Here is a 22,778-nt window from a genome sequence, read left to right as displayed (position 1 = left end):
AGACAGAGGATGACCACCATGCCGCTGCGCGCCTTCAAATGCGTAGGAGAAGCACCACGGCCAGAAGGGATCGACGGCCAGCCCCGGCCGAGCCTCGTCTGTCCAAGGTCTCTGCAACGATACGCCGCCGGATCGCTGCGGCTTGACGAGGACATGATCGCGGTGGAAGAGGATATCCGCATCCGGGTTCAGGATCATTCCGAGATGGTTCTGGCCCGGACCCCCGGAGACGACCTGAACCTGATCGCGGGCCATCTCTTCTCGCGCTCCATGATCCGCACCCCGGAAGACATTCTCAATGTCGCCTTCCACCCCCGCAACGGCTCGCTTGCAGATGTGGTCCTCAAGTCCCCCAAGGTCATCCGCCGCATATTTCCCTCGCCGCATCCGCTGCGTCTTGCTCCCGAGCGGATATTCGAATTCAAGGCCCTGTTTGAACACCGGCAGAAGCTCTTCAAGAACACCGGGGCAACCCACGCAGCAGCGCTCATATCCGTCCACGGGGAACTGCTCTCTTATGGCGAGGATGTCGGACGGCACAACGCCTTTGACAAGGCCATCGGACGGGCACTCCTCGAAGGGTCCCTGGCAAGGGCGGCCATAGCCATGCTCTCCTCCCGGCTCGCCTTGGAGCTGACCATCAAGGCCGCGACCGCCAATATCCCCATCCTGTGCGGTTTCTCCGCCGCCACCAGCTCCGGCATCCAGTTCGCCGAGGACAACAACATCACCCTCATCGGGCGCATCCGTGAGAACACGCTGGCGGTCTACGCCCACAGCTGGCGACTGCGGGCCCCGAGAGTGGACTAGTTTTCGCGCCCTCCCCGGCGCACGACGGCCCATTGGGCCGCCGCTGATTGCCTTGGTGCCAGCAAACCCCCTTTCCTTTTTTGTAAAAAGAGTGTCTCAAATAGACACAAACAAATTCCCAAGAGCCCCTTGACACACTAATATGGCGCGGATACGTTGTGCCAAATTGGGCATAATTGTCGGCGCGCCTCACAGTGCATCGTCACAAGGGAAGTCTGGCTATATATTATGCCCAAAAAGACACAATACTAAAGAGGACACCCCCCCTCCATGTACAGAATGCCGCCACCCCCCACTCTCAATCGCTCGCGGAGTCAGCCCGAATGAAGACCGTACCAGTCCAGAATGCCGTGGGCATGGTGTTGTGCCACGACATGACGCGCATCGTCCCCGGCGAGAGCAAGGGCCCCGCCTTCAGAAAAGGACACGTCATCGCCGAGGCCGACATCCCGGCCCTCCTTGAGATCGGCAAGGAGCACATCTACGTCCTCACCCTGGAAGAAGGGAGAATCCATGAAGACGAAGCGGCAAGACGCATCGCCCGCGCCGCCGCTGGTCCCGGCATCACCTTGTCCGATGTCAGTGAGGGCCGCATCAATTTCGAGGCCGTTTCCGGCCTGCTCCAGGTGAACGTGGAGGCCCTGCGCCGCATCAACTCCATAGAGGAAGTCGTTCTGGCCACCATGCACGACGGCCAGCAGATCACCTCGCCCCGAGCCGTGGCCGGGACGCGGGTGGTGCCGCTGGTCATCGACGAGTGGAAAATCGCCCGGGTGGAGGCCATTTGCGCCGAGTATCCCTTTGTGGTGGGCGTACGCCCGTTCCGGCGGCACAATGTCGGGCTGGTGACAACGGGAAGCGAGGTGTTCCACGGCCGCATCAAGGACAAGTTCGGGCCGGTCATCCGCCGGAAATTCGAGGCGCTGGGCTCCTCAGTCATGGGCCAGCGCCTGACCTGCGACGATCCGGAAACGACCCGAGTCGCCATCCAGGCCTTCATCGCCGAAGGAGCTGACATGGTGGTGGTCACGGGGGGCATGTCCGTGGACCCCGACGACCAGACACCAACGGCCATCCGCTCCACCGGAGCCAAGGTCACAACCTACGGTTCGCCGACTTTTCCCGGCGTGATGTTCATGGCCGCCATGCTTGACGGCGTACCCATCCTCGGACTGCCCGGCTGCGTCATGTACTACAGGGCGTCGATATTTGATCTGGTGGTTCCCCGCCTGCTGGCGGGAGTGGAAATAACCCGCGAGGACATCGTGGCCCTGGCCCACGGCGGTTTTTGCGCAAGCTGTGACGTTTGCCGCTACCCTGTCTGCCCGTTCGGCAAATAAGGGGGCGTCCACCTCGTCAATTTTGCAACCACGACGCCTTGGAGTGCGTCAAGGAGGAAATGACTCATGATTAAACGGGTTCTTCAGGTCAATGGAGTTTCAAGGCAGGTTGTCTGCGAACCGGACGAGTCGCTGGCCAACGTGCTGCGCCAGAACTTGGGGCTCACGAGCGTCAAGATCGGCTGCGGCACCGGCCTGTGCGGCAGTTGCACCATCGTCAAGGACGGCAAGCTGAGCCGCTGCTGCCGGACCAAGATGAAAACCGTGGACGACTACACTGCGATCACAACGCTGGAAGGCATCGGCTTCCCCGGCAAACTGCACCCCGTCCAGCTCGCCTGGATCGCATACGGCGGTGCCCAATGCGGTTTCTGCTCCCCGGGCTTCATCGTCTCCGCCTACGCCCTGCTTCTGGAAAAACAAAGCCCGACCCGCCAGGAGATTCGAGACTGGTTCGAAAAAAACCGCAACGTCTGCCGTTGCACCGGCTACAAACCGCTGGTTGACGCGGTCATGGCCGCCGCGGAGGTCCTGCGCGGCGAGAAGACCGAGGACGACCTGCTCTTCAAGATTCCCGAGGACGGCCGCATCTGGGGCACCAAGTACCCCCGCCCCACAGCGGTGGCCAAAGTCACAGGCACCTGGGACTTCGGCGCGGACCTGGCCCTGCGGCTGCCCGCCGGTTCCCTGCACTGCGAGCTGGTGCAGGCCAAGGTTTCCCACGCCAACATCCTGTCCATCGACACGAGCGAGGCCGAGGCCGTGCCCGGCGTGTTCAAGGTCGTGACCCACAAGGACATCAAGGGCAAGAACCGGATCACCGGCCTGATCACCTTCCCCACCAACAAGGGCGACGGTTGGGACCGGCCCATCCTGTGCGATGAGAAGGTCTTCCAGTTCGGCGATGCCATTGCCATCGTCTGCGCCGAGAACCCGAAGGCGGCCAAGGAGGGCGCGGCCAAGGTCAAGGTCGAGCTTGAGCAGCTGCCCGAGTACATGAACGCCCATGCGGCCATGGCCGACGACGCCATAGAGATCCACCCCGGTACGCCCAACGTCTACTACATCCAGAAGATTGCCAAGGGCCCGGACACCAGGCCCATCTTCGACGGTGCCGACGTGGTGGTGGAAGGCGACTACTATACCCAGCGCCAACCCCACATGCCCATTGAGCCGGATGTCGGGTTCGCCTATCAAAACGAGGACGGCAAGCTGGTCATCCACTCCAAGTCCATCGGCCTGCATCTGCACATGTACATGATCGCTCCGGGCCTCGGCATCGAGCCCGAAAACATGATCATGGTTCAAAACCCCACCGGAGGCACCTTCGGCTACAAGTTCTCGCCGACCATGGAAGCCCTGGTGGGCGCGGCCACTCTGGCCACCGGGCGCCCGACCTACCTGAACTACACCTGGTACCAGCAGCAGACCTACACCGGCAAACGCTCGCCCCAATTCACCTCGGTGCGAATGGCCGCCACCAAGGACGGCAAGCTGCTTGGCATGGAGACCGACTGGACCGTGGACCACGGCCCCTATTCCGAGTTCGGCGACCTGCTGACCCTGCGCGGGGCGCAGTTCATCGGCTCGGGCTACAACATTCCGGCCATTCGCGGCGAGGGTCGCACCGTATGCACCAACCACTGCTGGGGCGCGGCCTTCCGCGGCTACGGCGGCCCCGAGGCGGAATTCCCGTCCGAGGTGCTCATGGACGAGCTGGCCGAAAAGCTGGGCATGGACCCGCTGGAGCTGCGCTACAGGAACGTCTACCGCAAGGGTTCCACAACCCCCACGGGCCAGGACCCGGAGGTATACTCCCTGCCCGAGATGATCGACAAGCTGCGTCCGAAGTACGAGGCAGCCAGGAAGAAGGCTGCCGAAGCTTCCACCGACGCGATCAAGCGCGGTGTGGGCGTGGCCGTGGCCGTGTACGGCTCCGGCCTGGACGGCCCGGACACCGCCGAGGTGGACGCCGCCCTGAACGCCGACGGCACTGTGACCATCTTCTCCACCTGGGGCGATCACGGCCAGGGCGCGGACATGGGCACTCTGGGCACGGCCCACGAAGCCTTGCGTCCAATGAAGCTGACCCCGGACCAGATCAAACTGGTCATCGGCGACACCAGCAACGCTCCGGTGGCGGGTCCGGCGGGCGGCAGCCGCTCTCAGGTCATGGTCGGCCAGGCCACCAAGAACGCCTGCGATCAACTGGTGGCGGCCATGCGCAAGCCGGACGGCTCCTTCCGCACCTATGCCGAGATGGTGGAGGAAAAGCTGGACCTGCTCTACCGCGGCAAGTTCACGGCTCCGGCCAATGATTGCGACGAAAACGGCCAGGGCAATCCCTTCTGCTGTTACATGTACGGCGTGTTCATGGCAGAGGTGGCCGTGGAGGTCGCCACCGGCAAGGCCACGGTTGAAAAGATGACCATGGTTGCCGACATCGGCGTGGTCAACAACTTCCTGGTCACCGACGGACAGATATACGGCGGCATCGCCCAGGGTATCGGCCTGGCGCTGACCGAGGACTACGAAGACATCAAGAAACACTCCAACATGGCCGGGGCCGGCATTCCGACCATCAAGGATATCCCGGACGACATTGAGATCATCTACGTGGAGACCCCGCGCCCAGATGGTCCATTCGGTGCGTCCGGCGTCGGCGAAATCCCGCTGTGCGGGCCGCACCCGGCGATCATCAACGCCATCTACAACGCCTGCGGCGTACGCATCAAGGAACTGCCCGCGTACCCCGCAAAGGTATTGGCCGGCCTCAAGGGCTAACACTATAGCTGCAACCCGTGGCGGTCCCGGCTCCGACGGGACCGCCACCGCTCTTTTTCTCCGGCGGGAAACATGGATCAAAAAGAACTCAGGGCGTGGGAAGCGCGATGCGTACAGGATGAGACGCCCCGGTGCACCGCCGCCTGCCCCCTGCATGTGGACGTTCGGACCTTCTGCGGCCTCATGGCCCAGCGCCGCTTCGACAAGGCCTGGCAAACCCTGGCCAAGGTCCTGCCCCTGCCTTCGGTGCTGGCACGGCTGTGCGACGCGCCCTGCAAGGCGGAATGCGTCAGAAAAGACGCGGGCGGCCCCATTGAGACAGGCGCACTGGAACGGTATTGCGCTCAGGTTGCCGCTCCCGCCTTGCCACCCAAGCCCCTGCCGTCGCGCCGCAAAACCGTGGCCGTGTTCGGCGGCGACCTCTGCGGGCTGTGCGCGGCATGGGAGTTGGCCCGGCGTGGATTCTCGGTGTCCCTGTACTGCGGCGTCCCCGGCGGCTCGCTGCTGAATCTCCCGGAAAGCGTCCTGCCTCAAGGTGCGCTGGAGCGGGAGCTGGAAAACCTTGACAAACTGGGCGTAGACCTGAAGCGGGATACGGACCTGACCATGGCCCTTCTGGACTCCCTGGCAGAGAGCCGGGACGCCCTCTTTGTGGACGGCGATGCCTGGCCCGCCGGGTTCGATAATTTCGGCCAGCCGGACGAGTTGACCCTGGGCACCCGGCGCTCCGGGATTTTCGCCAGCCCTGCAGGCCAGCCCTCGCCAGTGCTCAGGGCGGCGGCGGCGCGGCGAGCGGCCAATTCGGTCGAGCGCTTCGTCCAGGGAGTGTCCATGACCACCAGCCGTCAATTGGAAGGGGCGTACCCGTCCCGCCTGTTCACCAGCCTGGACAATGTGGACGCTGCGGCGCCCGTCTGCGGCGATCTCTGCCCTGACGAGAACGCGGCCCTCGCCGAAGCCAGGCGCTGCCTGCAATGTGAATGTATGGAGTGCGTCAAGGTTTGCGAATATCTCAAACACTACAAGCAATATCCCAAGGTGTACGCACGCCAGATATACAACAACGCCTCCATTGTCATGGGCACGCGCCAGGCCAACACCATGATCAACTCGTGCATGCTCTGCGGCCTGTGCGAAGTCGTGTGCCCCGAGGATTTCTCCATGGCCGAGCTCTGCCTTGAGGCCCGGAGGTCCATGGTCGAGCGGGGGAAAATGCCGCCGTCGGCCCACGAGTTCGCCCTGCGCGACATGGCCTTTGCCAACAGCGATGCCTGCGCACTGGCCCGTCATGCCCCGGCAGCGGAGTCCAGCGACTACCTGTTCTTCCCCGGCTGCCAGTTGACCGCTTCCGACCCGGACGGGGTGCAGGCGGCCTATGCCGACCTGTGCGCCAGACTCGGCAGAGTTGGGCTGATGCTTCGCTGCTGCGGAGCGCCCGCCCATTGGGCCGGGCGGCAGGCCATGGCGGATCAATCCCTTTCCACCCTGAAAGAGGAATGGAAGCACCTGAGCTCGCCGCGGATCATCGCGGCCTGTCCCACCTGTCTCAACACCCTCCGCCAGTGGCTGCCGGAGGCGGAAATCGTCTCGCACTGGTCGGTACTCCGGGCCATGGGCCTGCCCGAGGGCGCGAGATCCGACGGCATGGTCCTGGCCGTGGGCGACCCCTGCGCGGTCCGGCACGACAGGGCCATCCGCGAGGACGTACGCACCCTGCTCGACCGGCTGGGGGTGGACATGGTGGAGCCGGAGCTGACCGGCGAACTCGCCCAGTGCTGCGGTTTTGGCGGACTCCTGGCCGAAGCCAACCCGGAGCTTGGCCGGCTCGTGGCACAACGGCGGGCGGACGAGCTTGCCGAGGACTTCGTCACCTACTGCGCCATGTGCCGGGACAGGATTGCCCGGACGGGCAAGCGGGCCATGCACCTCTACGACCTGATCTATCCCGGCGGAGCCGAGCCCGGCTCCCGCCCGGCTCCCGGATACTCGGACAGGCGCGAAAACCGCACCCGGCTCCGCGAGAAGCTGCTGCGCACTCTATGGAAAACGGACCAGTCCGGGGCCGAACCCCACGAGGCCGTGCAGGTCGTCTTTACCGACGAGGCCGCACGCCTCATGGAGGAGCGGCGGATACTGAGGAGCGACGTACAAAAGGTGCTCCATTATGGGGCCAGGGCCGGGGCGCAGTTCGGCCACGATGAAACGGGCCGCCATCTGGCCTCGTGGCGTCCTTCGACAGTGACCTATTGGGTCGAGTACGAGCAGCAGGGCGAGGGGGTTCTGGTTCACCGCGCATGGTGTCACCGCATGCGGATCAAGGGAGGCCGGGCATGAGCGTCATCAAGGTACCCGAGGCCGACGCAGCAGGATGGCGGTGCGCGGCCTGCGACGAGCCCCTGGTCATGCGTCCCGTGGAGCTGGAATACCTGGATTCGCTGTTCAACGTGGAACTGCCTGCCTGCCCCAGGTGCCATCATGTGCTCATTCCCGAGGCCCTGGCCCTGGGCAAGATGCATCAAGTGGAGCAGTTGCTGGAGGACAAGTAGTGGCCGACGCCCCCCTCTGGGAAAAGCCCGGTCTACGGGCCGTTGCCGGGAACACGCTCCGCCCGGGCGGTTTTTCGCTCACCGACCGCGCCGCCGAAGGCATCGACATGCTGCCGGGATGGCGCGTCCTTGACGTAGGATGCGGCCTGGGAGCCACCATGCACCGGCTGCAAGCCCGGTTCGGGGCCAGGGCCTTTGGCGTGGAAATATCGTCGGGACAGCTCCGGCTGGCAGAGAACACCACGGGCATGGTCAGGGCGTCGGGCGAATGCCTGCCATTTCGCGATGGCATGTTCCATGCGGTTTTCTGCGAGTGCGTCCTCTCCCTGCTCAACGACCGGCCCTCGGCCCTGCGACAGGCGCATCGGGTTCTGCGGCCAGGCGGATTTTTGGTTCTGTCGGACCTCTGCACCCAAGGGGCCAGCCCACCCGGAGGCGACTCCTGCGCCGAACGCGCCTGGCCGCTGCCCGACGTGGTGCAACTGGTCGGGAACTGCGGCTTGCACATCCTGTCGGTGGAGGACCACACCCCACGGCTGCGCGAACTGGCGGCGCGGCTGGCATTTGCCGGAGAACGCCCCGATTGCCCGGGCTGCGGCGGGAGTCTCGGCTATTATTTGATGATCGCCCGCAAGCAGGAGGAGAACCATGCTGGATGACACCGGCTTCAGAATGCTGGAACTGGCCGGCAAAGGGTATTGCTGCAGCCAGATCCTGGTGCAGCTCGCCCTGGAGGGAATGGACCGCGAAAACCCGGACCTTGTGCGGGCGGCCGCCGGACTGTGCAACGGCCTGGGCGACTGTTCCGGCCCTTGCGGCGTACTCACCGGGGCCATGCTCGTCCTGGGGCTTTACGGCGGCAAAGGCGTGGACCACGAGGAAAGCGCCGACGGCCTGCCCCTGATGCTCGAATCGATGCGCGACTGGTTCGCCGCAGCCACGGAGGCATATGGCGGCACCGCCTGCCGGGACATCCTTGATGGAGGCTGCGGCAAGCCCGACGCGGCCCGTTGCGGCGGTCTCCTGACCGATGCCCATGCCCAGCTACGCGAAATCCTGGTCGAAAACGGACTGGACCCGGAACAGGGACGCCAACTGCCATGACCCGCGAACCGCGAAGCGTCTGCCCGATCTGTCTGGCTCCGATTCCGGCCTGGCACGAGACCCTGGAAAACGATACCGGGGGGAGCGATACGTATCTGATCAAGGAATGCCCGGAACACGGCTCCTTTCGCACCATGGTCTGGCGCGGGCCGCCGGATTTCGCGGACTGGTCCAGGCCCAAGATTCCGTCCCAGCCCAAGGCGCCGTCAACCCCGGTGGACAAGGGATGCCCTCTGGATTGCGGCCTGTGCGCCGCCCACCGGCAGCACACCTGCACCGCCGTGCTCGACGTGACCGCTCGGTGCAATCTCGGCTGTCCGGTCTGCTTCGCCTCGTCCGGCGCGGACGCCTTGCCGGACCTGTCGCCAACCGTCATCGGCTCCCTGCTCGACAGCATCGCCAAGGCGTCAGGATTCTGCAATATTCAGTTCTCCGGTGGCGAGCCCACCACGCGGGACGACCTGCCGGACCTGATCCGCCTCGCCCGGCGCAAGGGATTTTCCTTCATCCAGCTCAACACCAATGGCCTGCGCATCGGAAGCGAGCCGGGCTATGCCGCCGCCCTGGCCAGAGCCGGGCTGGATTCGGTTTTTTTCCAGTTCGACGGCATGGACAACGACATTTACACGGCGTTGCGGGGCAGCCCCCTGCTTGAGCGCAAGCTCGCGGCCATCGATTCCCTGGCCCAGGCCGGAATCGGCGTGGTGTTGGTGCCCACTGTGGTGCCCGGTGTCAATGACCGCGCCCTTGGGGCCATCATCCGTTTCGCGGCGGCCAACTCCCCGGCCGTGCGCGGAGTCCATTTCCAGCCGATCAGCTATTTCGGCAGGTTTCCCCGATCTCCTGCCGACGAACAACGCATCACCCTGCCCGAGGTCATGCGCCAGCTCCAAGCACAGACCGACGGCGCGTTGCAGGTCTCGGACTTTCTGGCCCCAGGCTGCGAGCACTCGCACTGCTCCTTTCACGCCAACTACATCGTGACCGGCAACGGCGGATTGGCCCGGCTTTCGGCCAAGAGCGCCTGCTGTGCGCCCCCCGAGCCGTCACGCCCCCACCCGACCTCGCCCCGGCCCGCCTCCGAGGGGGCGGACAAGGCCAAGGCATTTGTCCGGCGGCAGTGGTCCTCGCCGGACATGGGGCAGCCCTCGGCTCAGGCCGGGGACGACTTCGACCGCTTCATCGCCAGAGCATCGACCCACACCCTGGCCGTGTCGGCCATGGCCTTTCAGGACTGCTGGACCATGGACCTGGAACGGCTCAAGGGCTGCTGCATCCATGCCGTGTCGCCCGACGGTCGCCTTATTCCCTTTTGCGCCTACAACCTGACCTCCATGGACGGGACCACCCTGTACCGGGGGAAGTGCCGTGGCCCTGCAGCCCCTTGACCTGTGGCTGGCCCACCGCACAGGGCTTGACGCTCCCCCTTCACGAAGGAGGCTGGACGCATGGCTCCTCGACAGGCTGCGCGAGACAGTGGACCACGCCCAATGCGCCAGCCCCTTCTACGCCCGCCATCTTGCCGATGCAAAGTCGCGAGACATCGCCACGTTCCAGGATTTTTCCCGGCTGCCCACGATCGGACCGGAGCATCTGCGCGACGCGCCGGAAGGGCTGCTCTGCGTCTCCCGCGACGAAATTGCCCGGGTGGTGACGCTTCGGACTTCCGGCACCACCGGCCCGGCCAAGAGGGTCTTCCACACCGCCGAAGACATGGAGGCCACTGTCGATTACTTTGCCTGGGGCATGGCGGGCATTGCCGCGCCCGGAGACACGGCCCTGATCCTCATGCCCGACGAAAGGCCGGGCGGAGTGGCCCGCCTGTTGACCCAGGCCCTCGCCCGCAGCGGCGTGAACGCCGCTGTCCACGGCGTGATGGAAAACGCCGATGCCGCCCTGGACCAGTGCCTTGAGGCAGAAGCCCGCTGCGTGGTGGGCAGCCCTGCGCACCTGAACCTGCTCGCCCGCGCCGGAGAGCGACGCGGTCTGCCCCGGGGACGGGTGCGCTCCGTGCTCCTGTGCTGGGACATGATCCCCGAGGCCGTGGTCCGCAATTGCACACGCATATTCGGCTGCCGGACTTTTCGCCACTGGGGCATGATCGAGACCGGCCTCGGCGGTGCGGTGGAATGCACACCGGGGTCGGGTCTGCACCTGCGCGAGACAGATGTGTTCCTGGAGATCATTGACCCTGCCACCGGCCAAATTCTGCCGGACGGCGAGTACGGGGAGATGGTCGTGACCACGCCCCTTAGGCGCGGCATGCCCCTCATCCGCTACCGCACGGGCGACATGGGCCGCATTCTGCCAGGGCGGTGTGCCTGCCCAAGCCCTTTGCGCCGCCTTGATCCGCTGATATGGAGAGGAACGGACAGCGTGGACCTCGGCGGGCGAACCCTGACCCTGCGGGAGCTTGGGCAATGCCTCTACGCGCTGCCCGAACTGGACGATTTCGCGGCCGGATTCGGACAGGGCGTATTGCGCATCCTGGCCTGCGGCGGCCGCGGTCTGCGGGAAGCGGTGAACGGCGCCCTCGCCTCCCTGCCAGCCGTGGCTCGTGGACTGTGCTCTGGCGCCCTTGCATTGGACATCCAGACACGAAAACACGGCGCACCCGCCATCCCGGGCCTGGACAAGCGCCGCATAACGATCCTTGGAGGAAACGACCAATGAAATCCCTTGTGCGCTCCGTGTGCGAACTCCTGGCGCGGGGCGAAACCGTTGTGATGGCGACCGTTGTGGAGAGCTCAGGATCCACCCCGCGCTCCTCGGGCGCCAAGATGATCGTGCGGGGAGACGGCTCCATCCTCGGCACCGTGGGCGGCGGACTGGTGGAGGCCCTGGCCTGCCGCGACGGGCTGGCCCAGCTCGACGCAGGCGACGGCGCGGCACGGCTCCTCTTCGTGGACCTGACCAATTCCCTGGCTGCCGAATCGGACATGATCTGCGGCGGTGGCCTCTCGGTGCTCTTGGAGACCGTGGCCCCCGGCGGCTCGTGCGCCACGGCCTACGCCGCGCTGGACGAACGCATCCGCCGCGGCGTCCGCACTGTTCTTGAAACCCGGCTGGAAGAAGCCGACACCCTGCGGACCATACACCATGCGGTCCTCGACGCCCCTGCGGGAAACGGCATCGTCTTCCAGCGACAGGATCGGGCCATGCGCCTGATGGAACCCTTCACCCCCCCGCCTTCCCTCTACCTCTTCGGGGCCGGGCATGTCTCCCTGTTCACCGCCCGGGTCGGGGCCATGGCCGGATTCCGCACCGTGGTCCTCGACGACCGAGCCGATTTCGCCAATCCCGGACGCTTTCCCGAGGCGGATCAGGTGGCCGTCCTGCCCTCCTTTGACGGCTGCTGCCAGGGACTGGGCATCGGTGGCGACGACTTTGTGGTCATCGTCACCCGCGGGCACCTGCATGACCGCACCGTGCTGGCTGAGGCACTGCGCACCCCGGCCGGGTACATCGGCATGATCGGCAGCAAAAGCAAGCGCGACAAGATATACGCCTCTCTGCTCGCCGACGGATTCACCCGGCAGGACATCGACCGCTGCCACTGCCCCATCGGGCTGCCCATCGGGGCGCAAACGCCTGAGGAGATCGCGGTCAGCATCGGCGCGGAGCTTATCAGCGCCCGTGCCGGGATGGGACGATGATCCGGCTGGCCGCAGTCATCCCCGCCGCCGGGCTCTCCTCGCGCATGGGGCGGTGCAAGCCGCTGCTCCCGCTGGGCAGGGGCACGGTCCTGTCGCGTTGCGTTGATCTTTTCCGAAACAACCGCATCGACCAGATCATAGTTGTTACGGGCAACAACAGGGACGAGGTGTCGGCGGAAGCGTTCAGGGCCGGGGCAAAGCCTGTCCACAACGAACGCTTCAAGCAGGGCATGTTCTCCTCGGTGCTCACGGGAATCGGCGCACTGAAAAACGATGTTTCGGCGTTCTTTCTCCTCCCGGCCGACACCCCCCTGATCCGGCCCGAAACCATCGGCCGACTGGCGGAGACCTACCGGAATGCCAGACCGGCCCTGCTCTACCCCCGCTTCCTGGACGAGCGCGGCCATCCGCCGGTCATCGGCAGGGAACTCCTTGGCGACATTGTGGGTCACGACGGCGCAGGCGGCCTGCGGACCGTACTGCAACGGCACGAGGCCGCCGCCATGGACCTGGATACGCCCGATGCGGGCACGGTCATCGACCTGGATCATCCCGAAGACTACGGGCAAGCTCTCGCCTGCTTCGACGCCCAATACCCCAACGAGCGCGAATGCCGCCAACTCTGGGCCATGCGCGGCCTGCCGGAGCACGTCGACGAACACTGCCGGGCCGTGGCAGCCGTGACCGACGCCCTGTGCGCCCGGCTCAACGCCCGAAACGGCACTTCCGCCCTGAACCCCGCCCTGGCAAGGGGGGCCGCCCTGGTCCACGACATCGGCAAGGGGACCAGACACCATGAAGCTGCGGGCGCGGCCCTGCTACGCTCACATGGCTTCCACGCCGCGGCCGACATCGTGGCCGGGCACTTCGACCTGACCCTTGCACCGGATCAACCCATCACGGAAAAGGAAGTGGTCTTCCTGGCCGACAAGCTGGTACGCTGCCATTCGCCGGTCGCACTCGACGCTCGCTATCTCGAAAAACTGGCCGTCCACCGGCACGAGCCCGGCGCCGAGGAAGCCATCCTCGGCCGCCTGGAACGGGCCAGGAACCTTCTTGCCCGTTTTGATGGCGAGCTGGGCGAATCGGCCGAGGAAGTGGCCCGGCTGGCCCTGGCCTGAACCGCAGGAAGCGGCGTTGCACACGCTCGATGATCCTGTCCATCCCTTGAGCCGGAGCCGCCTTTGCCATCCCTCTCGCCGTCGCCTGCACGGATGACAACACAAGCAAAGTCGAGATGGCAAGGCCGTCCGGCCAGAGCCGGTCGCCCGAAGGGCCTGGCCTTGCTTTAGCCGTTGGCGAGTCTTCGAGCCTTACGGGTGAAGACAGCAGCGATGCCATCTCGGCTGCTTGCGTCACGCTCGCGAAAAATCGGAGGGAAAGGGAGAAAGCATGTCGCCGGAGCTTGCGCAAAGGTTTTGCGGCGGCGTACGGTAGTGCATATCCATTGGATAATTTCGTAATCAAAAGGAAGCATGACGCACCCAAGGCGCGTTCATAAGTTTTGACGAAGCCTAAACTGATGAACGCGTAAATTGGCAGGTCAGGACTTGTTTTACGCAGGAGGCCAGTATTCTGGCCTTCGGCCTTGCTTCGGCCAAGTATCCCGTGCGCAGGGACATCCTGATCTCGGAGCGGCCCAGCGAGTGGCGCAGGGCGCTCGGGACAACGTGACGAAAGTAGTAGGTCGTGCCTTTCAAGTAAAGGTGATTCGGGGAGCGAGCGATTCGCGGCATGTGACGTCTCCGGCGACAGACGATTCCGGGTGCTTTGACCCACCACTTTGACCCAGAGGGGTCAAATCACGCCGAAAGAAGACAATTGCGTAACTTGCCGGATAAAAAAGAAAAAGGGTTGCAGCTTGTTAGCCGCAACCCTTGATCATTCTGGTGCCGAAGAGAAGACTCGGAACGTCTCGCTTTTCGACATCGCGGCAATGCTTTGATTTTATTTGTCTATTCTGTTTCGGCGTGTCCTTTGTGCATGGGGAATGACCTAGCATTTTGACCCGGCTTCAGCAAGGGGGTGCCCCATATCTGTTCGTTGTCACCAAGTTCCGGCTTGGAGTGAGCATGTAACTTTACCAATGGCATCGTGAGTGCGTCGAGCATTGTTTTGATGAGCCGTTGGCACCTTTCGCTCACTCTCTCACCGAAAACATGGCGCACCGCAATCGCTAAGGCAGCCGTTTGACAAATTCCCTTTCTTCTGGGGCTCCGTCTGCAAAGCCCTTCAGGATCAGATCCATCACCAGCTTGGCGAAGCCTTTTCTGGTGCGCTCCCTGCCGAGGAACTGCCGGGCGAGTTCGGCGTGCGTGTCCATGCTCTCGATGACGGCGTCCTCCACTGCCTGGGGGAAGCTGCCGAGCATGGCCTGGGCCGGGCTGTTCACGCGCAGTTCGGTCATGAGCCGGTCGTTCTCGCGCAGCTTGGTGACGATGGTCCGGGCGTAGCTCAGGGCGTCGCCGCCGGTGAACTCGCCGTCGAAGAGCCTGTTCATGCGCTCCACTATTTCCGCGAGCCTTTCGGTCTCGCGCTCCCTGGGTGACGCCGTTTCGTCGGAGGGCGGCCTGAGGGTTCCGTCCTCGTTTTCCAGCTTGATCTGCTCCTCGCGCTTTTTGGCCAGGCGGTAGTGGGTCATCTCGATGTCGGAGAGGTCGATCTCGTCATCGAGGCGTTCCTCCCGGAGCAGGGGCAGCAGGTGGCGGGCATAGATGGAGAGCTTCTCAAGCTCCTGGTCGTCAAAGTCGATGATCTGTGAGGCGAACTCGTAGAACCGCGTGAACCGCTTCAGGTCGCGCTTGAAGATGTCCAGCACGTCCTTGCCCTTTCTGGCTTCGGCGACGCTGATCCGGGCATTCTTGATGACGATATCGTTGCCGGTCTTCTTCGCTTCCCGAAACGCCTCCTCCGCATCACGGACAACGGACAGGACTTCCTTGTACCGGATGCCGAAGCGTTCCCGCGCCGGGCGGCAGTGGCGCATGAGCCGGGCTTGCGACGCCTTGTCGTTGAAGAATGCCTCGACAAAGGCTTCCACTTCCTCCCAGCGGTAGATATCCTGCCCGTCGAGCTTGTCCTTGAGCTCGTAGACAAGGTTCGGGTCGGACACGTCCTGGAGCCTGGCGACCTTGTAGTAGGGCTGGAACGCGGCGAGGATGTCCTCGGGCTTGTTGGCGAAATCGAGGACAAAGGTCTGGTCCTTGCCCGGATAGGTGCGGTTGAGCCGCGACAGGGTCTGGACGCAGTCCACCCCGGCCAGCTTCTTGTCCACGTACATGGCGCAGAGCTTGGGCTGATCGAATCCGGTCTGGAACTTGTTGGCCACGATCATGACCTGATACTCGTCGGTGTCGAACGCCTTGCGCATGTCCCGTTTCTTCAGGGTCGGGTTCATGTTGGTTTCGTTGAACGGGCCGGTGCCGTTCTCGACATCCTCCACATCGCCGGAAAAGGCGACCATGGCCTGAATGCCCTGGCACTGCGGATGCTCGGCAATGTACTTGTCAAAGGCGAGCTTGTAGCGCACCGCGGCCAGCCGGGAGGACGTGACCACCATGGCCTTGGCCTGGCCGTTCAGCCGGGCCGCGATCCGGGTGCGGAAGTGCTCGATGATCACCTCCACCTTGGTGGCGATGTTGTGGGGATGGTGGCGCACCCACTTGGCGATGGTGCTGGCCCCCTTGCGGGCGTCCACTTCCCGCTCGTCTTCTGGATTGGTGTGGGCCAGCTTGTAGGCCATGGAATAGGTGGTGTAGTTCCGGAGCACGTCGAGGATGTATCCTTCCTCAATGGCCTGCCGCATGGTGTAGACGTGAAACGACTGCGGGATGTTCTCGGCCGAGGCGGGCAGGTCGGGCCTTGGGCGGCGGCCGAAGAGCTCCAGGGTCTTGGGCTTGGGCGTGGCCGTGAAGGCAAAGTAGCTGATGCGGTCCGAGTCGCGCCGGGAGGCCAGGGTGGCCTGCAACACGTCCTCGGAGCTCAGGTCCGCGCCCTCGTCGATCTGTTCGAGGTTGAGGACTTCGCGCAGCTTCTGGGCCGTGCCGCCTGTCTGGGACGAGTGGGCCTCGTCGGCGATGACCGCATAGGTGCGGCCCTTGAGCGCTGTCCGCTCCTGGAGGAGCTTGAGCACGTAGGGGAATGTCTGGATGGTGACGATGACGATGCCTGCGGCCTCTTCCAGCGCGCCCGCCAGTTGCTCGGATTTGGAGCCGTCGCCGTATTCCCGGCTGACCCGTGTGACCGCGCCCCGGCGGTGGTCGAACTGGTAGATGGTCTCCTGCAACTGGTTGTCGAGCACCGTGCGGTCGGTGATGACGATGACCGAATCAAAGACCTTGCCGTCTTCGGCATCGTGGAGCGAGGAAAGCTGGTGCGCGGTCCAGGCGATGGAGTTGGACTTGCCCGAGCCCGCGCTGTGCTGGATGAGATACTTGTGTCCCGGCCCCTCGGCCCGGGCCGTGTCGATGAGCCGGTTGACCGCGTCCCACTGGTGAAAGCGCGGGAAGATCATGGTCTCTTTCTTGCGCGTGCGGCCTTGCCAATCGGTGGTTTCCTTGACTTCGAGATGCAGGAAACGGCCGAGGATGCGCAGGAAGTTGTCTGGCCGGAGCACTTCCTGCCAGAGATACCCGGTGGCGTAGTCGTCGGGATCGGCGGGCGGCGGATTGCCCGCCCCGCCATCGTCGGTGCCCTTGTTGAAGGGCAGGAAGCGCGAGGCGTCCCCGGCCAGCCGGGTGCACATGTACACATCCTCCTGGCTCACGGCGAAATGCACCAGGGCACCGCGCTTGAAGGTGAGCAGCGGCTCACCCTTGCGGGTGTGCGGGTCTTTGGGCGGGCGGTCCTTCTTGTATTGCCGGATGGCGTTGTGCACCGACTGCTTGAACTCGCTCTTGAGCTCCAGGGTCGCCACCGGGATGCCGTTGACGAACAGGGCCAGATCGAGCCGCCCCACATAGCCGTGGGGCGAGTAGACCAGCTCCGGCACCACCCGAAGCCGGTTGCAGCCGTATTGCCGCTCGGTCTCCTCGTTGAGCCCGTGGTCGGGCTTGAACCGGCACATGTGGATGCGCGCGCCCCGGTCCGCATAGTGCTTGCGCAGGATCTGGAGTGTGCCCTTGTCGTCCAGCGCCTTGGCAAGGCTGCGCAGCATGGATGCCTCGGGATTCTCCGGGTACATCTTGCAGAACTTGGCCCACTGGTCGGGCTGCGCCTCGCTCATGAAGCCCACCACGTCCTCGGGATACAGCGCGTGCTCGCGGTCATAGCCCGCCGAGGTGCCGATCATCCAGCCCCCGGCAACCAGGGCGTTGACGATGTCCTGCTGAAAGGTGTTTTCGAGTGCGTCGGGCATGGGTCAATGCTCCTTTGCTGGCGGTGAAACGTCCATGACCGGCAATGCCTCGATCAGCATGCGCATGGTGGCTTTTCCGCTACCATGAATGACCGTGCCTGGGAAATGGTGCGGCACGGTCCCGTGCAGGTATGCGCCCATGAGGCGTTGCCAGTGGTCGAGCACATGCTTGAAGCTGCCGCGCGGCTGGCCCACCCTACACAGCCTCCCGCACGTCGATCTTGCCGGTAACAGCCGCAGAGATGAGGGCGGTGCGGCGTTCTTGGAGGAGGGCAATAGTTTTAAGTGCGCTTTCCTCAAGCTTGCCAAACGTTAACATCTTTTTGGACAGATGCCCGACAATTTCTATCTGTTCATTTTTGGGTGGAATCGGGATTGGATATTTCCGAATGTCACTGCAAGTTATCGCCGCTTTTGTTGACCCACCTCCTGCCGAATTATATCGAATCCAATCATACCGGCTCTTGAGGTACCAATGGATAAAATCTGGAAGCACGTCCACTCGTTGAATCCTGACAAACGCAAGGTGTTGGCTGATTGTAGTATCAATTTTGGTCAATGCAGCCATTCCTCGTGTTTTACCCTCACCCGTTATTGCGATCAGAATTGATCCGGGCCTAACCAAGGGAAGGTGGCATTCAACGGCGGCTTTTTTCGTTACGAACTGGTCGGCATCAACTATATAATCCTCATTGACTTTGGAACTATTCAGCCACGGGACTATTCCATCTGACCAATAACTTTCCTTGTCTCGATGCGGAGTGCATCCATTCCCTACTGTGGCGCAATAACCGATTCGAGAATGCTCCCAATGCGCCGGAATCTCCCCGAGCCATTCCACGCCGGAGTCCTTCATGGGGGCATCCGGGTCGAGACCCTTGGTCACGGCATGGGAGATGACCGCCTGCCGCTTCTCCTTGAGCAGTTCGATCAACTGCTCCTGCCTGCCGATCAGCCGGTCGATCCTGGCGGTCTCGCGGTCGAGGAAGGCGGCGATTTGGGCTTGTTCTTCTTGTGTAGCAGGCAATGGTATCGACAGTTTGCACAAAATATCGGGAGTAATTCTTTGATGGCTCCGAGTCGCCGAATCGCAATGAGCTTCAAGGAATTGGCCAACAAGATCCCCGCTCACAACATAATACAGTAATCGTCCGTGAATCGCATGAGGACGTAAAGGAATAAACTCAGAAGAGGCAATTATAGGGCATGAGCTTTTTTTTACAATTGCCGATGTCCGTTTCCTTGGATTAAGTTTGGAGATTAATATATCGTCTTTGACGACCATGTATTTCGTACTATCGACAGTATCCCCCTCTTCAATGTGGCCTTTCCCATACTCTTGAACAGCAGGAATGCTGTAATGGTCTACAAGGAGCCCTTTCAGTTGCTCGGGTGATATTGGTTCTTTGACGAAAGAGGCAACGCGTTCAATGCGGGAGTACTTCCAATGCTTCGGCACCTCCCCAAGCCACTCCACGCCCGAGTCCCGGTACTCCGGGTACGCCCGATACTTGCCCATCACTGTTCTCCCTGGGCCAGGAGGTTGAGGATGAGCCGGATCACGGTGTCCTTTTCCCTGGGCGCGGATTCGGCAACCAGCAGGGTCAGGGCGGCCAGACCGGCCTCATTGACGACCAGCTCTCCCCTGTCGTCGAAGAGCCGCCCGTTGGCGTTCAGAAAATGGACCAGCAGGAAGGCCGCGCTGCGCTTGTTGCCGTCCGTGAAGGGGTGGTTCTTGACCACGAAGTAGAGCAGGTGCGCCGCCTTGCTCTCCACCGAGGGGTAGACATCCTCGCCGAACGCGCTCTGCTGCAACGCGCCCCAGATGGCGGCAAGGCCAGCTCCCTTGTCCATGGCGAACAGGTCGGTGGCTTCCTGCCGGGCCATGAGCTGCCGCTTGAGCGTGCCGAGCGCCGCCCGCGCCTCGTCCAGGGCCATGAGCCTGCCGCCGCGCTGCCCTTCGGGCTTGGCCAGCCGCCCCTCGTCATACTGCTGGAGCCAGAGAAACGTCCGGGTGTACCGGCTGATGACATCCACCAGCCCCTGTCCCTCTTCAATATGCCGGATGCTCCCGGCGCTGCGGCGGACCAGCTCCAGAGCCTTGGTCAGCTCATCCGCATTCTCGGCCAGCCGCTTTTGGTCGACCGTATACCCCTTGACCAGATGCTCGCGCAAAATGGACGTGGCCCACTGGCGAAACCGAACGCCCTGCTGCGACTTCACCCGGTATCCAACCGAGATGACCACATCGAGGCTGTAGTGGGCGATATCGCGGGAAACCGTTCTCCCGCCTTCGTTTTGAACTGTTGCAAAATTTGCAACAGTTGCCGCTTCGTCCAGCTCCCTTTCCCCGAACACATTGCGGATGTGGCGGGAAACAACGGACTTGTCGCGCCCGAAAAGCAAGGCCATCTGGTTGGCGTTCAGCCAAACGCTCTCCCATTGGACGGGCACCCGGAGTTCGAGACTCCCTTCTTCGTTCTGGTAGACTTCCACTTCGGCAGGCTGCATCAACTGTGCACCTCCTGCAAAAGCTGCATGATCTCCGCCGACACCGTGTCGAGGTCCGCATCGATCTCCTCCAGCGGGCGCGGCGGCACATACTTGTAGAAGTGGCGGTTGAAGGGGATCTCGTAGCCCACGATGCCCACCTCGCCGTCGCTGCCGTCCCGTTTGGCCTCGTCTATCCACGCGTCCGGCACATGGGGCAGCACCTCGCGGGCAAAGTATTCGCGGATGTCCTCCTTGAGCGGCACGTTCTCGTTGTCGCGCAGGTTCGGGTCCGGCTCGGGGCTGCCCTTGACCTTGCAGACCTCGGCCTCGGGATCGTGCTCGCCAAGGTGCTTCTGGAGCAGCTTGAACTGGACCGCGCTCACATCGGCCCCGGCCTTCCTGAGCGCCTTCCTGAAGGCGGAGCGGGAGAGATAGCGTTCATCCAGCGCGGCCAGGGCGTCCAGAACGGCCCGCTGCGTCTTGGCATCCCATTTGGCCCACGGCTTGTCCGCCCTGAGCGCGGCCACGCGGGCTTCGTCTTTGGGGAAAAAGGCCAACTGGAGCGGACGCTCCACGGTGATGCGCCGGTAGCCGAAGTCCGTGGAGTCGAACACCTTGCAGTTGTCGTCCTCAAGGCAGTCGCCATAGGCGCGGACGATGTCCTCTATCTGCTCCTCGGTCATGTGCCGCCGCTTGGAGCCCAGCGACTTGCGCATGGGCGCAAAGACCTCGGTGGCGTTGAGCAGGTGCACCTTGCCCCTGCGCGAGGCGGGCTTGCGGTTGGAGAGCACCCAGACATAGGTGGCGATGCCCGTGTTGTAGAACATGTCCGTGGGCAGGGCCACGATGCCTTCAAGCAGGTCGTTCTCAAGGATATGGCGGCGAATCTCTGACTCGCCCGACCCGGCCCCGCCCGTGAAGAGCGGGGAGCCGTTGAGGATGATGCCGATGCGCGAGCCGCCCTCGCTCACCGGCCGCATCTTGCTGATGAGGTGCAGCAGGAACAGGAGCGAGCCATCGGACACGCGCGGCGTGCCGGGGCCAAACCGGCCCGCAAAGCCCCTGAGCCGGTGCTCGTCCTCCACCACGCGCTGGATTTTCTTCCAGTCCACGCCAAAGGGCGGGTTGGAGAGCATGTAGTCGAATCTCTCCGCCGGGAGCTGGTCATCGGACAGGGTGTTGCCGAACTTGATGTTGGCCACGTCCTGGCCCTTGATGAGCATGTCCGCCTTGCAGATGGCGTAGGACTCGGGGTTGAGCTCCTGCCCGTGGACGCTGATCACGGCATCCGGGTTCAGGGAGCGCATGAACTCCGTGCCCTCGGAGAGGAAGCCGCCGGTCCCGGCCGTGGGATCGTAGAGGGAGCGGACCACGCCGGGCTTGGACAGCACCTCGTCATCATCCAGGAACACCAGCGAGGTGGCGAGGTGCACGATGTCGCGCGGGGTGAAGTGCTCCCCGGCGGTTTCGTTGGACGATTCCGCGAACTTGCGGATGAGCTCCTCGAACACGAGGCCCATGGTGTGGTTGTCGATGGCCTCTGGGCTCAGATCCCAGGTCGCGAACTTTTTGGACACCATGTAGAGCAGGTCGCAGGCGTCGAGCTGCTCCAGATAGTCCGAGAAGTGGAAATATTCGAATATCTCCCGCGCATTGGCGCTGAACCCCTGCACGTATCCCTCAAGGTTGTCCAGGGTCTGCGTCGATCCGATGGACGCCATGGTCATGGGCGAGGCGTTGTAGAACTGCTGCTTGGCCGCCTTCCTGATGAGCGGCGCGGCTGCGTCGCCCATGTGCGCGTGCTTTTTTGCCGCGTCGAGAACAGCGTCCTTGGTCGGCTCCAGCACACATTCGAGGCGGCGGAGCAGGGTGAAGGGGAGAATGACGCGGCCATACTGGGACTGTTTGAAATCGCCGCGGAGCATGTCCGCAACGGCCCAGATGTTGGCCGCAGTGGCGGAGAAGTTGGTCATGTGCACTGTCCGTTGGTGGAATGTCTGCTATCAATACCGGTTGGCTGATTGTGTACCCTCCATGCGAGGTCCGGGGCAAGGGTTTATTCCCTGTCGTGAAGGGCCACCGGTTAAGTAACAAGTTCATGAACTCCATAAATCAACGAGTTAGTTTATTCGCAGCCAATGCAGATCAAGCATGCCCTTAATCCCTTGAGCCGGAGTCGACCCCGCCATCCCTCTCGCCGTCGCCTGCGTGGATGACGACGTAAGCAAAGTCGAGATGGCAAGGCCGTCCGGCGAAGACGGACGCCCGAAGGGCCTGGCCTTGCTGTCTCGGCTGCTTGCGTCACGCTCGCGGAGAAAACGGCGGGAGGAGCAAATATCCCTTCGCCGAAGCTTGCGCGTTGGTCTGGGGGCGTCATATGGTAGGCCATATCCGCTGGATAATTTCGTAACGAGAAGGAGGTATGACGCAACCAGGGCGCGTTCATAAGTTTTGACGAAGTCTAAACTGATGAACGCTTAAGTAGGCACTAACATGCCGTAACACCAAACACTTCTTCGCCGTTCATTTCCAAACGGCACGCTTTCACATCCAAACACCAGGCTGGAACACAGCACCCCCGCCGGACAAACGACAGGTATCTAGAAATCTGTCGTTGTCGCAATTCCCCCACGGCCACCGCTTATGCGCAGGACGAACGAGCCTGCGTGGTGGCACCCTTTATTGAATG

Annotated in this window: 17 protein-coding genes; 11 read left to right on the top strand and 6 right to left on the bottom strand. The window is 63.2% G+C overall.

Annotation, left to right across the window (positions count from 1 at the left end; all coding sequences use genetic code 11):
- The first annotated feature begins 9 nt into the window (after window positions 1–9).
- The 11 genes from GKC30_RS03835 to GKC30_RS03785 all read left to right on the top strand — a co-directional run bounded on the left by GKC30_RS03835 (window position 10) and on the right by GKC30_RS03785 (window position 13,361).
- A complete protein-coding gene (locus tag GKC30_RS03835) occupies window positions 10–810 on the top strand; it encodes a formate dehydrogenase accessory sulfurtransferase FdhD (protein ID WP_231117031.1) in 801 nt (266 codons plus the stop codon).
- Between the two features lie 323 nt (window positions 811–1,133).
- Entirely contained in the window at window positions 1,134–2,150 is a 1,017-nt protein-coding gene (locus GKC30_RS03830; protein WP_155932417.1) for a molybdopterin-binding protein, read from the top strand.
- A gap of 66 nt (window positions 2,151–2,216) precedes the next feature.
- A complete protein-coding gene (locus GKC30_RS03825; protein ID WP_155932416.1) occupies window positions 2,217–4,934 on the top strand; it encodes a molybdopterin-dependent aldehyde oxidoreductase in 2,718 nt (905 codons plus the stop codon).
- 72 nt (window positions 4,935–5,006) lie between these two features.
- Window positions 5,007–7,268: a pyridine nucleotide-disulfide oxidoreductase/dicluster-binding protein gene (locus GKC30_RS03820; protein WP_155932415.1), complete on the top strand. Its 2,262-nt coding sequence runs from the start codon at window positions 5,007–5,009 to the stop codon at window positions 7,266–7,268.
- On the top strand, window positions 7,265–7,480 hold the full coding sequence (locus tag GKC30_RS03815; RefSeq protein WP_155932414.1) for a DVU_1557 family redox protein: 216 nt from the start codon (window positions 7,265–7,267) through the stop codon (window positions 7,478–7,480). Before GKC30_RS03820 ends, GKC30_RS03815 begins: the two co-directional genes overlap by 4 nt.
- Window positions 7,480–8,139 carry a DVU_1556 family methyltransferase gene (gene trsM / locus GKC30_RS03810; RefSeq protein ID WP_367613966.1) on the top strand — a complete coding sequence of 220 codons (660 nt, stop codon included), beginning with the start codon at window positions 7,480–7,482 and terminating at the stop codon, window positions 8,137–8,139. The genes GKC30_RS03815 and trsM overlap by 1 nt, the downstream gene beginning before the upstream one ends.
- On the top strand, window positions 8,129–8,584 hold the full coding sequence (locus tag GKC30_RS03805) for a DVU_1555 family C-GCAxxG-C-C protein (protein ID WP_155932413.1): 456 nt from the start codon (window positions 8,129–8,131) through the stop codon (window positions 8,582–8,584). Before trsM ends, GKC30_RS03805 begins: the two co-directional genes overlap by 11 nt.
- Window positions 8,581–9,972, top strand: coding sequence for a radical SAM (seleno)protein TrsS (gene trsS / locus GKC30_RS03800; RefSeq protein WP_155932412.1), 1,392 nt, complete (start codon window positions 8,581–8,583; stop codon window positions 9,970–9,972). The genes GKC30_RS03805 and trsS overlap by 4 nt, the downstream gene beginning before the upstream one ends.
- Window positions 9,953–11,257, top strand: coding sequence for a DVU_1553 family AMP-dependent CoA ligase (locus GKC30_RS03795; RefSeq protein WP_367613965.1), 1,305 nt, complete (start codon window positions 9,953–9,955; stop codon window positions 11,255–11,257). The genes trsS and GKC30_RS03795 overlap by 20 nt, the downstream gene beginning before the upstream one ends.
- A complete protein-coding gene (locus GKC30_RS03790; protein ID WP_155932411.1) occupies window positions 11,254–12,240 on the top strand; it encodes an XdhC family aldehyde oxidoreductase maturation factor in 987 nt (328 codons plus the stop codon). The genes GKC30_RS03795 and GKC30_RS03790 overlap by 4 nt, the downstream gene beginning before the upstream one ends.
- Window positions 12,237–13,361: a DVU_1551 family NTP transferase gene (locus GKC30_RS03785; RefSeq protein ID WP_155932410.1), complete on the top strand. Its 1,125-nt coding sequence runs from the start codon at window positions 12,237–12,239 to the stop codon at window positions 13,359–13,361. Before GKC30_RS03790 ends, GKC30_RS03785 begins: the two co-directional genes overlap by 4 nt.
- A 393-nt stretch (window positions 13,362–13,754) precedes the next feature.
- Here GKC30_RS03785 and GKC30_RS15195 read toward each other — a convergent pair whose 3' ends face one another.
- The 6 genes from GKC30_RS15195 to GKC30_RS03760 form a co-directional block, all read right to left on the bottom strand.
- A complete protein-coding gene (locus tag GKC30_RS15195; protein ID WP_367613964.1) occupies window positions 13,755–13,976 on the bottom strand; it encodes a DUF6538 domain-containing protein in 222 nt (73 codons plus the stop codon).
- A 440-nt stretch (window positions 13,977–14,416) separates the two neighbouring features.
- The gene (locus tag GKC30_RS03780) at window positions 14,417–17,596 is read right to left on the bottom strand and encodes a type I restriction endonuclease subunit R (RefSeq protein WP_155932409.1); all 3,180 of its coding nucleotides are present in this window, start codon (window positions 17,594–17,596) and stop codon (window positions 14,417–14,419) included.
- 3 nt (window positions 17,597–17,599) lie between these two features.
- Window positions 17,600–17,791: a hypothetical protein gene (locus GKC30_RS03775; RefSeq protein ID WP_155932408.1), complete on the bottom strand. Its 192-nt coding sequence runs from the start codon at window positions 17,789–17,791 to the stop codon at window positions 17,600–17,602.
- Between the two features lies 1 nt (window position 17,792).
- On the bottom strand, window positions 17,793–19,115 hold the full coding sequence (locus GKC30_RS03770) for a restriction endonuclease subunit S (RefSeq protein ID WP_155932407.1): 1,323 nt from the start codon (window positions 19,113–19,115) through the stop codon (window positions 17,793–17,795).
- The gene (locus GKC30_RS03765; RefSeq protein WP_155932406.1) at window positions 19,115–20,107 is read right to left on the bottom strand and encodes a virulence RhuM family protein/type II toxin-antitoxin system death-on-curing family toxin; all 993 of its coding nucleotides are present in this window, start codon (window positions 20,105–20,107) and stop codon (window positions 19,115–19,117) included. Before GKC30_RS03765 ends, GKC30_RS03770 begins: the two co-directional genes overlap by 1 nt.
- On the bottom strand, window positions 20,107–22,062 hold the full coding sequence (locus tag GKC30_RS03760; RefSeq protein WP_155932405.1) for a type I restriction-modification system subunit M: 1,956 nt from the start codon (window positions 22,060–22,062) through the stop codon (window positions 20,107–20,109). Before GKC30_RS03760 ends, GKC30_RS03765 begins: the two co-directional genes overlap by 1 nt.
- Window positions 22,063–22,778: the final 716 nt, after the last annotated feature.

This window comes from Pseudodesulfovibrio alkaliphilus (assembly GCF_009729555.1).
In the GTDB taxonomy this organism is placed as follows: domain Bacteria; phylum Desulfobacterota; class Desulfovibrionia; order Desulfovibrionales; family Desulfovibrionaceae; genus Pseudodesulfovibrio; species Pseudodesulfovibrio alkaliphilus.
Note: the sequence above shows the minus strand (reverse complement) of the source record. Positions and strands in the feature narration are given on the sequence as shown.

Bases quoted from the DNA above. Each gene is read 5' to 3' on its own strand.
- GKC30_RS03815 (WP_155932414.1), top strand. From the start codon at position 7,265: ATGAGCGTCATCAAGGTACCCGAGGCCGACGCAGCAGGATGGCGGTGC.
- GKC30_RS03825 (WP_155932416.1), top strand. From the start codon at position 2,217: ATGATTAAACGGGTTCTTCAGGTCAATGGAGTTTCAAGGCAGGTTGTC.
- GKC30_RS03765 (WP_155932406.1), bottom strand. From the start codon at position 20,107: ATGCAGCCTGCCGAAGTGGAAGTCTACCAGAACGAAGAAGGGAGTCTC.
- GKC30_RS03790 (WP_155932411.1), top strand. From the start codon at position 11,254: ATGAAATCCCTTGTGCGCTCCGTGTGCGAACTCCTGGCGCGGGGCGAA.
- GKC30_RS03780 (WP_155932409.1), bottom strand. From the start codon at position 17,596: ATGCCCGACGCACTCGAAAACACCTTTCAGCAGGACATCGTCAACGCC.
- GKC30_RS03785 (WP_155932410.1), top strand. From the start codon at position 12,237: ATGATCCGGCTGGCCGCAGTCATCCCCGCCGCCGGGCTCTCCTCGCGC.
- GKC30_RS03770 (WP_155932407.1), bottom strand. From the start codon at position 19,115: ATGGGCAAGTATCGGGCGTACCCGGAGTACCGGGACTCGGGCGTGGAG.
- GKC30_RS03760 (WP_155932405.1), bottom strand. From the start codon at position 22,062: ATGACCAACTTCTCCGCCACTGCGGCCAACATCTGGGCCGTTGCGGAC.
- GKC30_RS03805 (WP_155932413.1), top strand. From the start codon at position 8,129: ATGCTGGATGACACCGGCTTCAGAATGCTGGAACTGGCCGGCAAAGGG.
- GKC30_RS03820 (WP_155932415.1), top strand. From the start codon at position 5,007: ATGGATCAAAAAGAACTCAGGGCGTGGGAAGCGCGATGCGTACAGGAT.
- GKC30_RS03835 (WP_231117031.1), top strand. From the start codon at position 10: ATGACCACCATGCCGCTGCGCGCCTTCAAATGCGTAGGAGAAGCACCA.
- trsS (WP_155932412.1), top strand. From the start codon at position 8,581: ATGACCCGCGAACCGCGAAGCGTCTGCCCGATCTGTCTGGCTCCGATT.
- GKC30_RS15195 (WP_367613964.1), bottom strand. From the start codon at position 13,976: ATGCCGCGAATCGCTCGCTCCCCGAATCACCTTTACTTGAAAGGCACG.
- GKC30_RS03830 (WP_155932417.1), top strand. From the start codon at position 1,134: ATGAAGACCGTACCAGTCCAGAATGCCGTGGGCATGGTGTTGTGCCAC.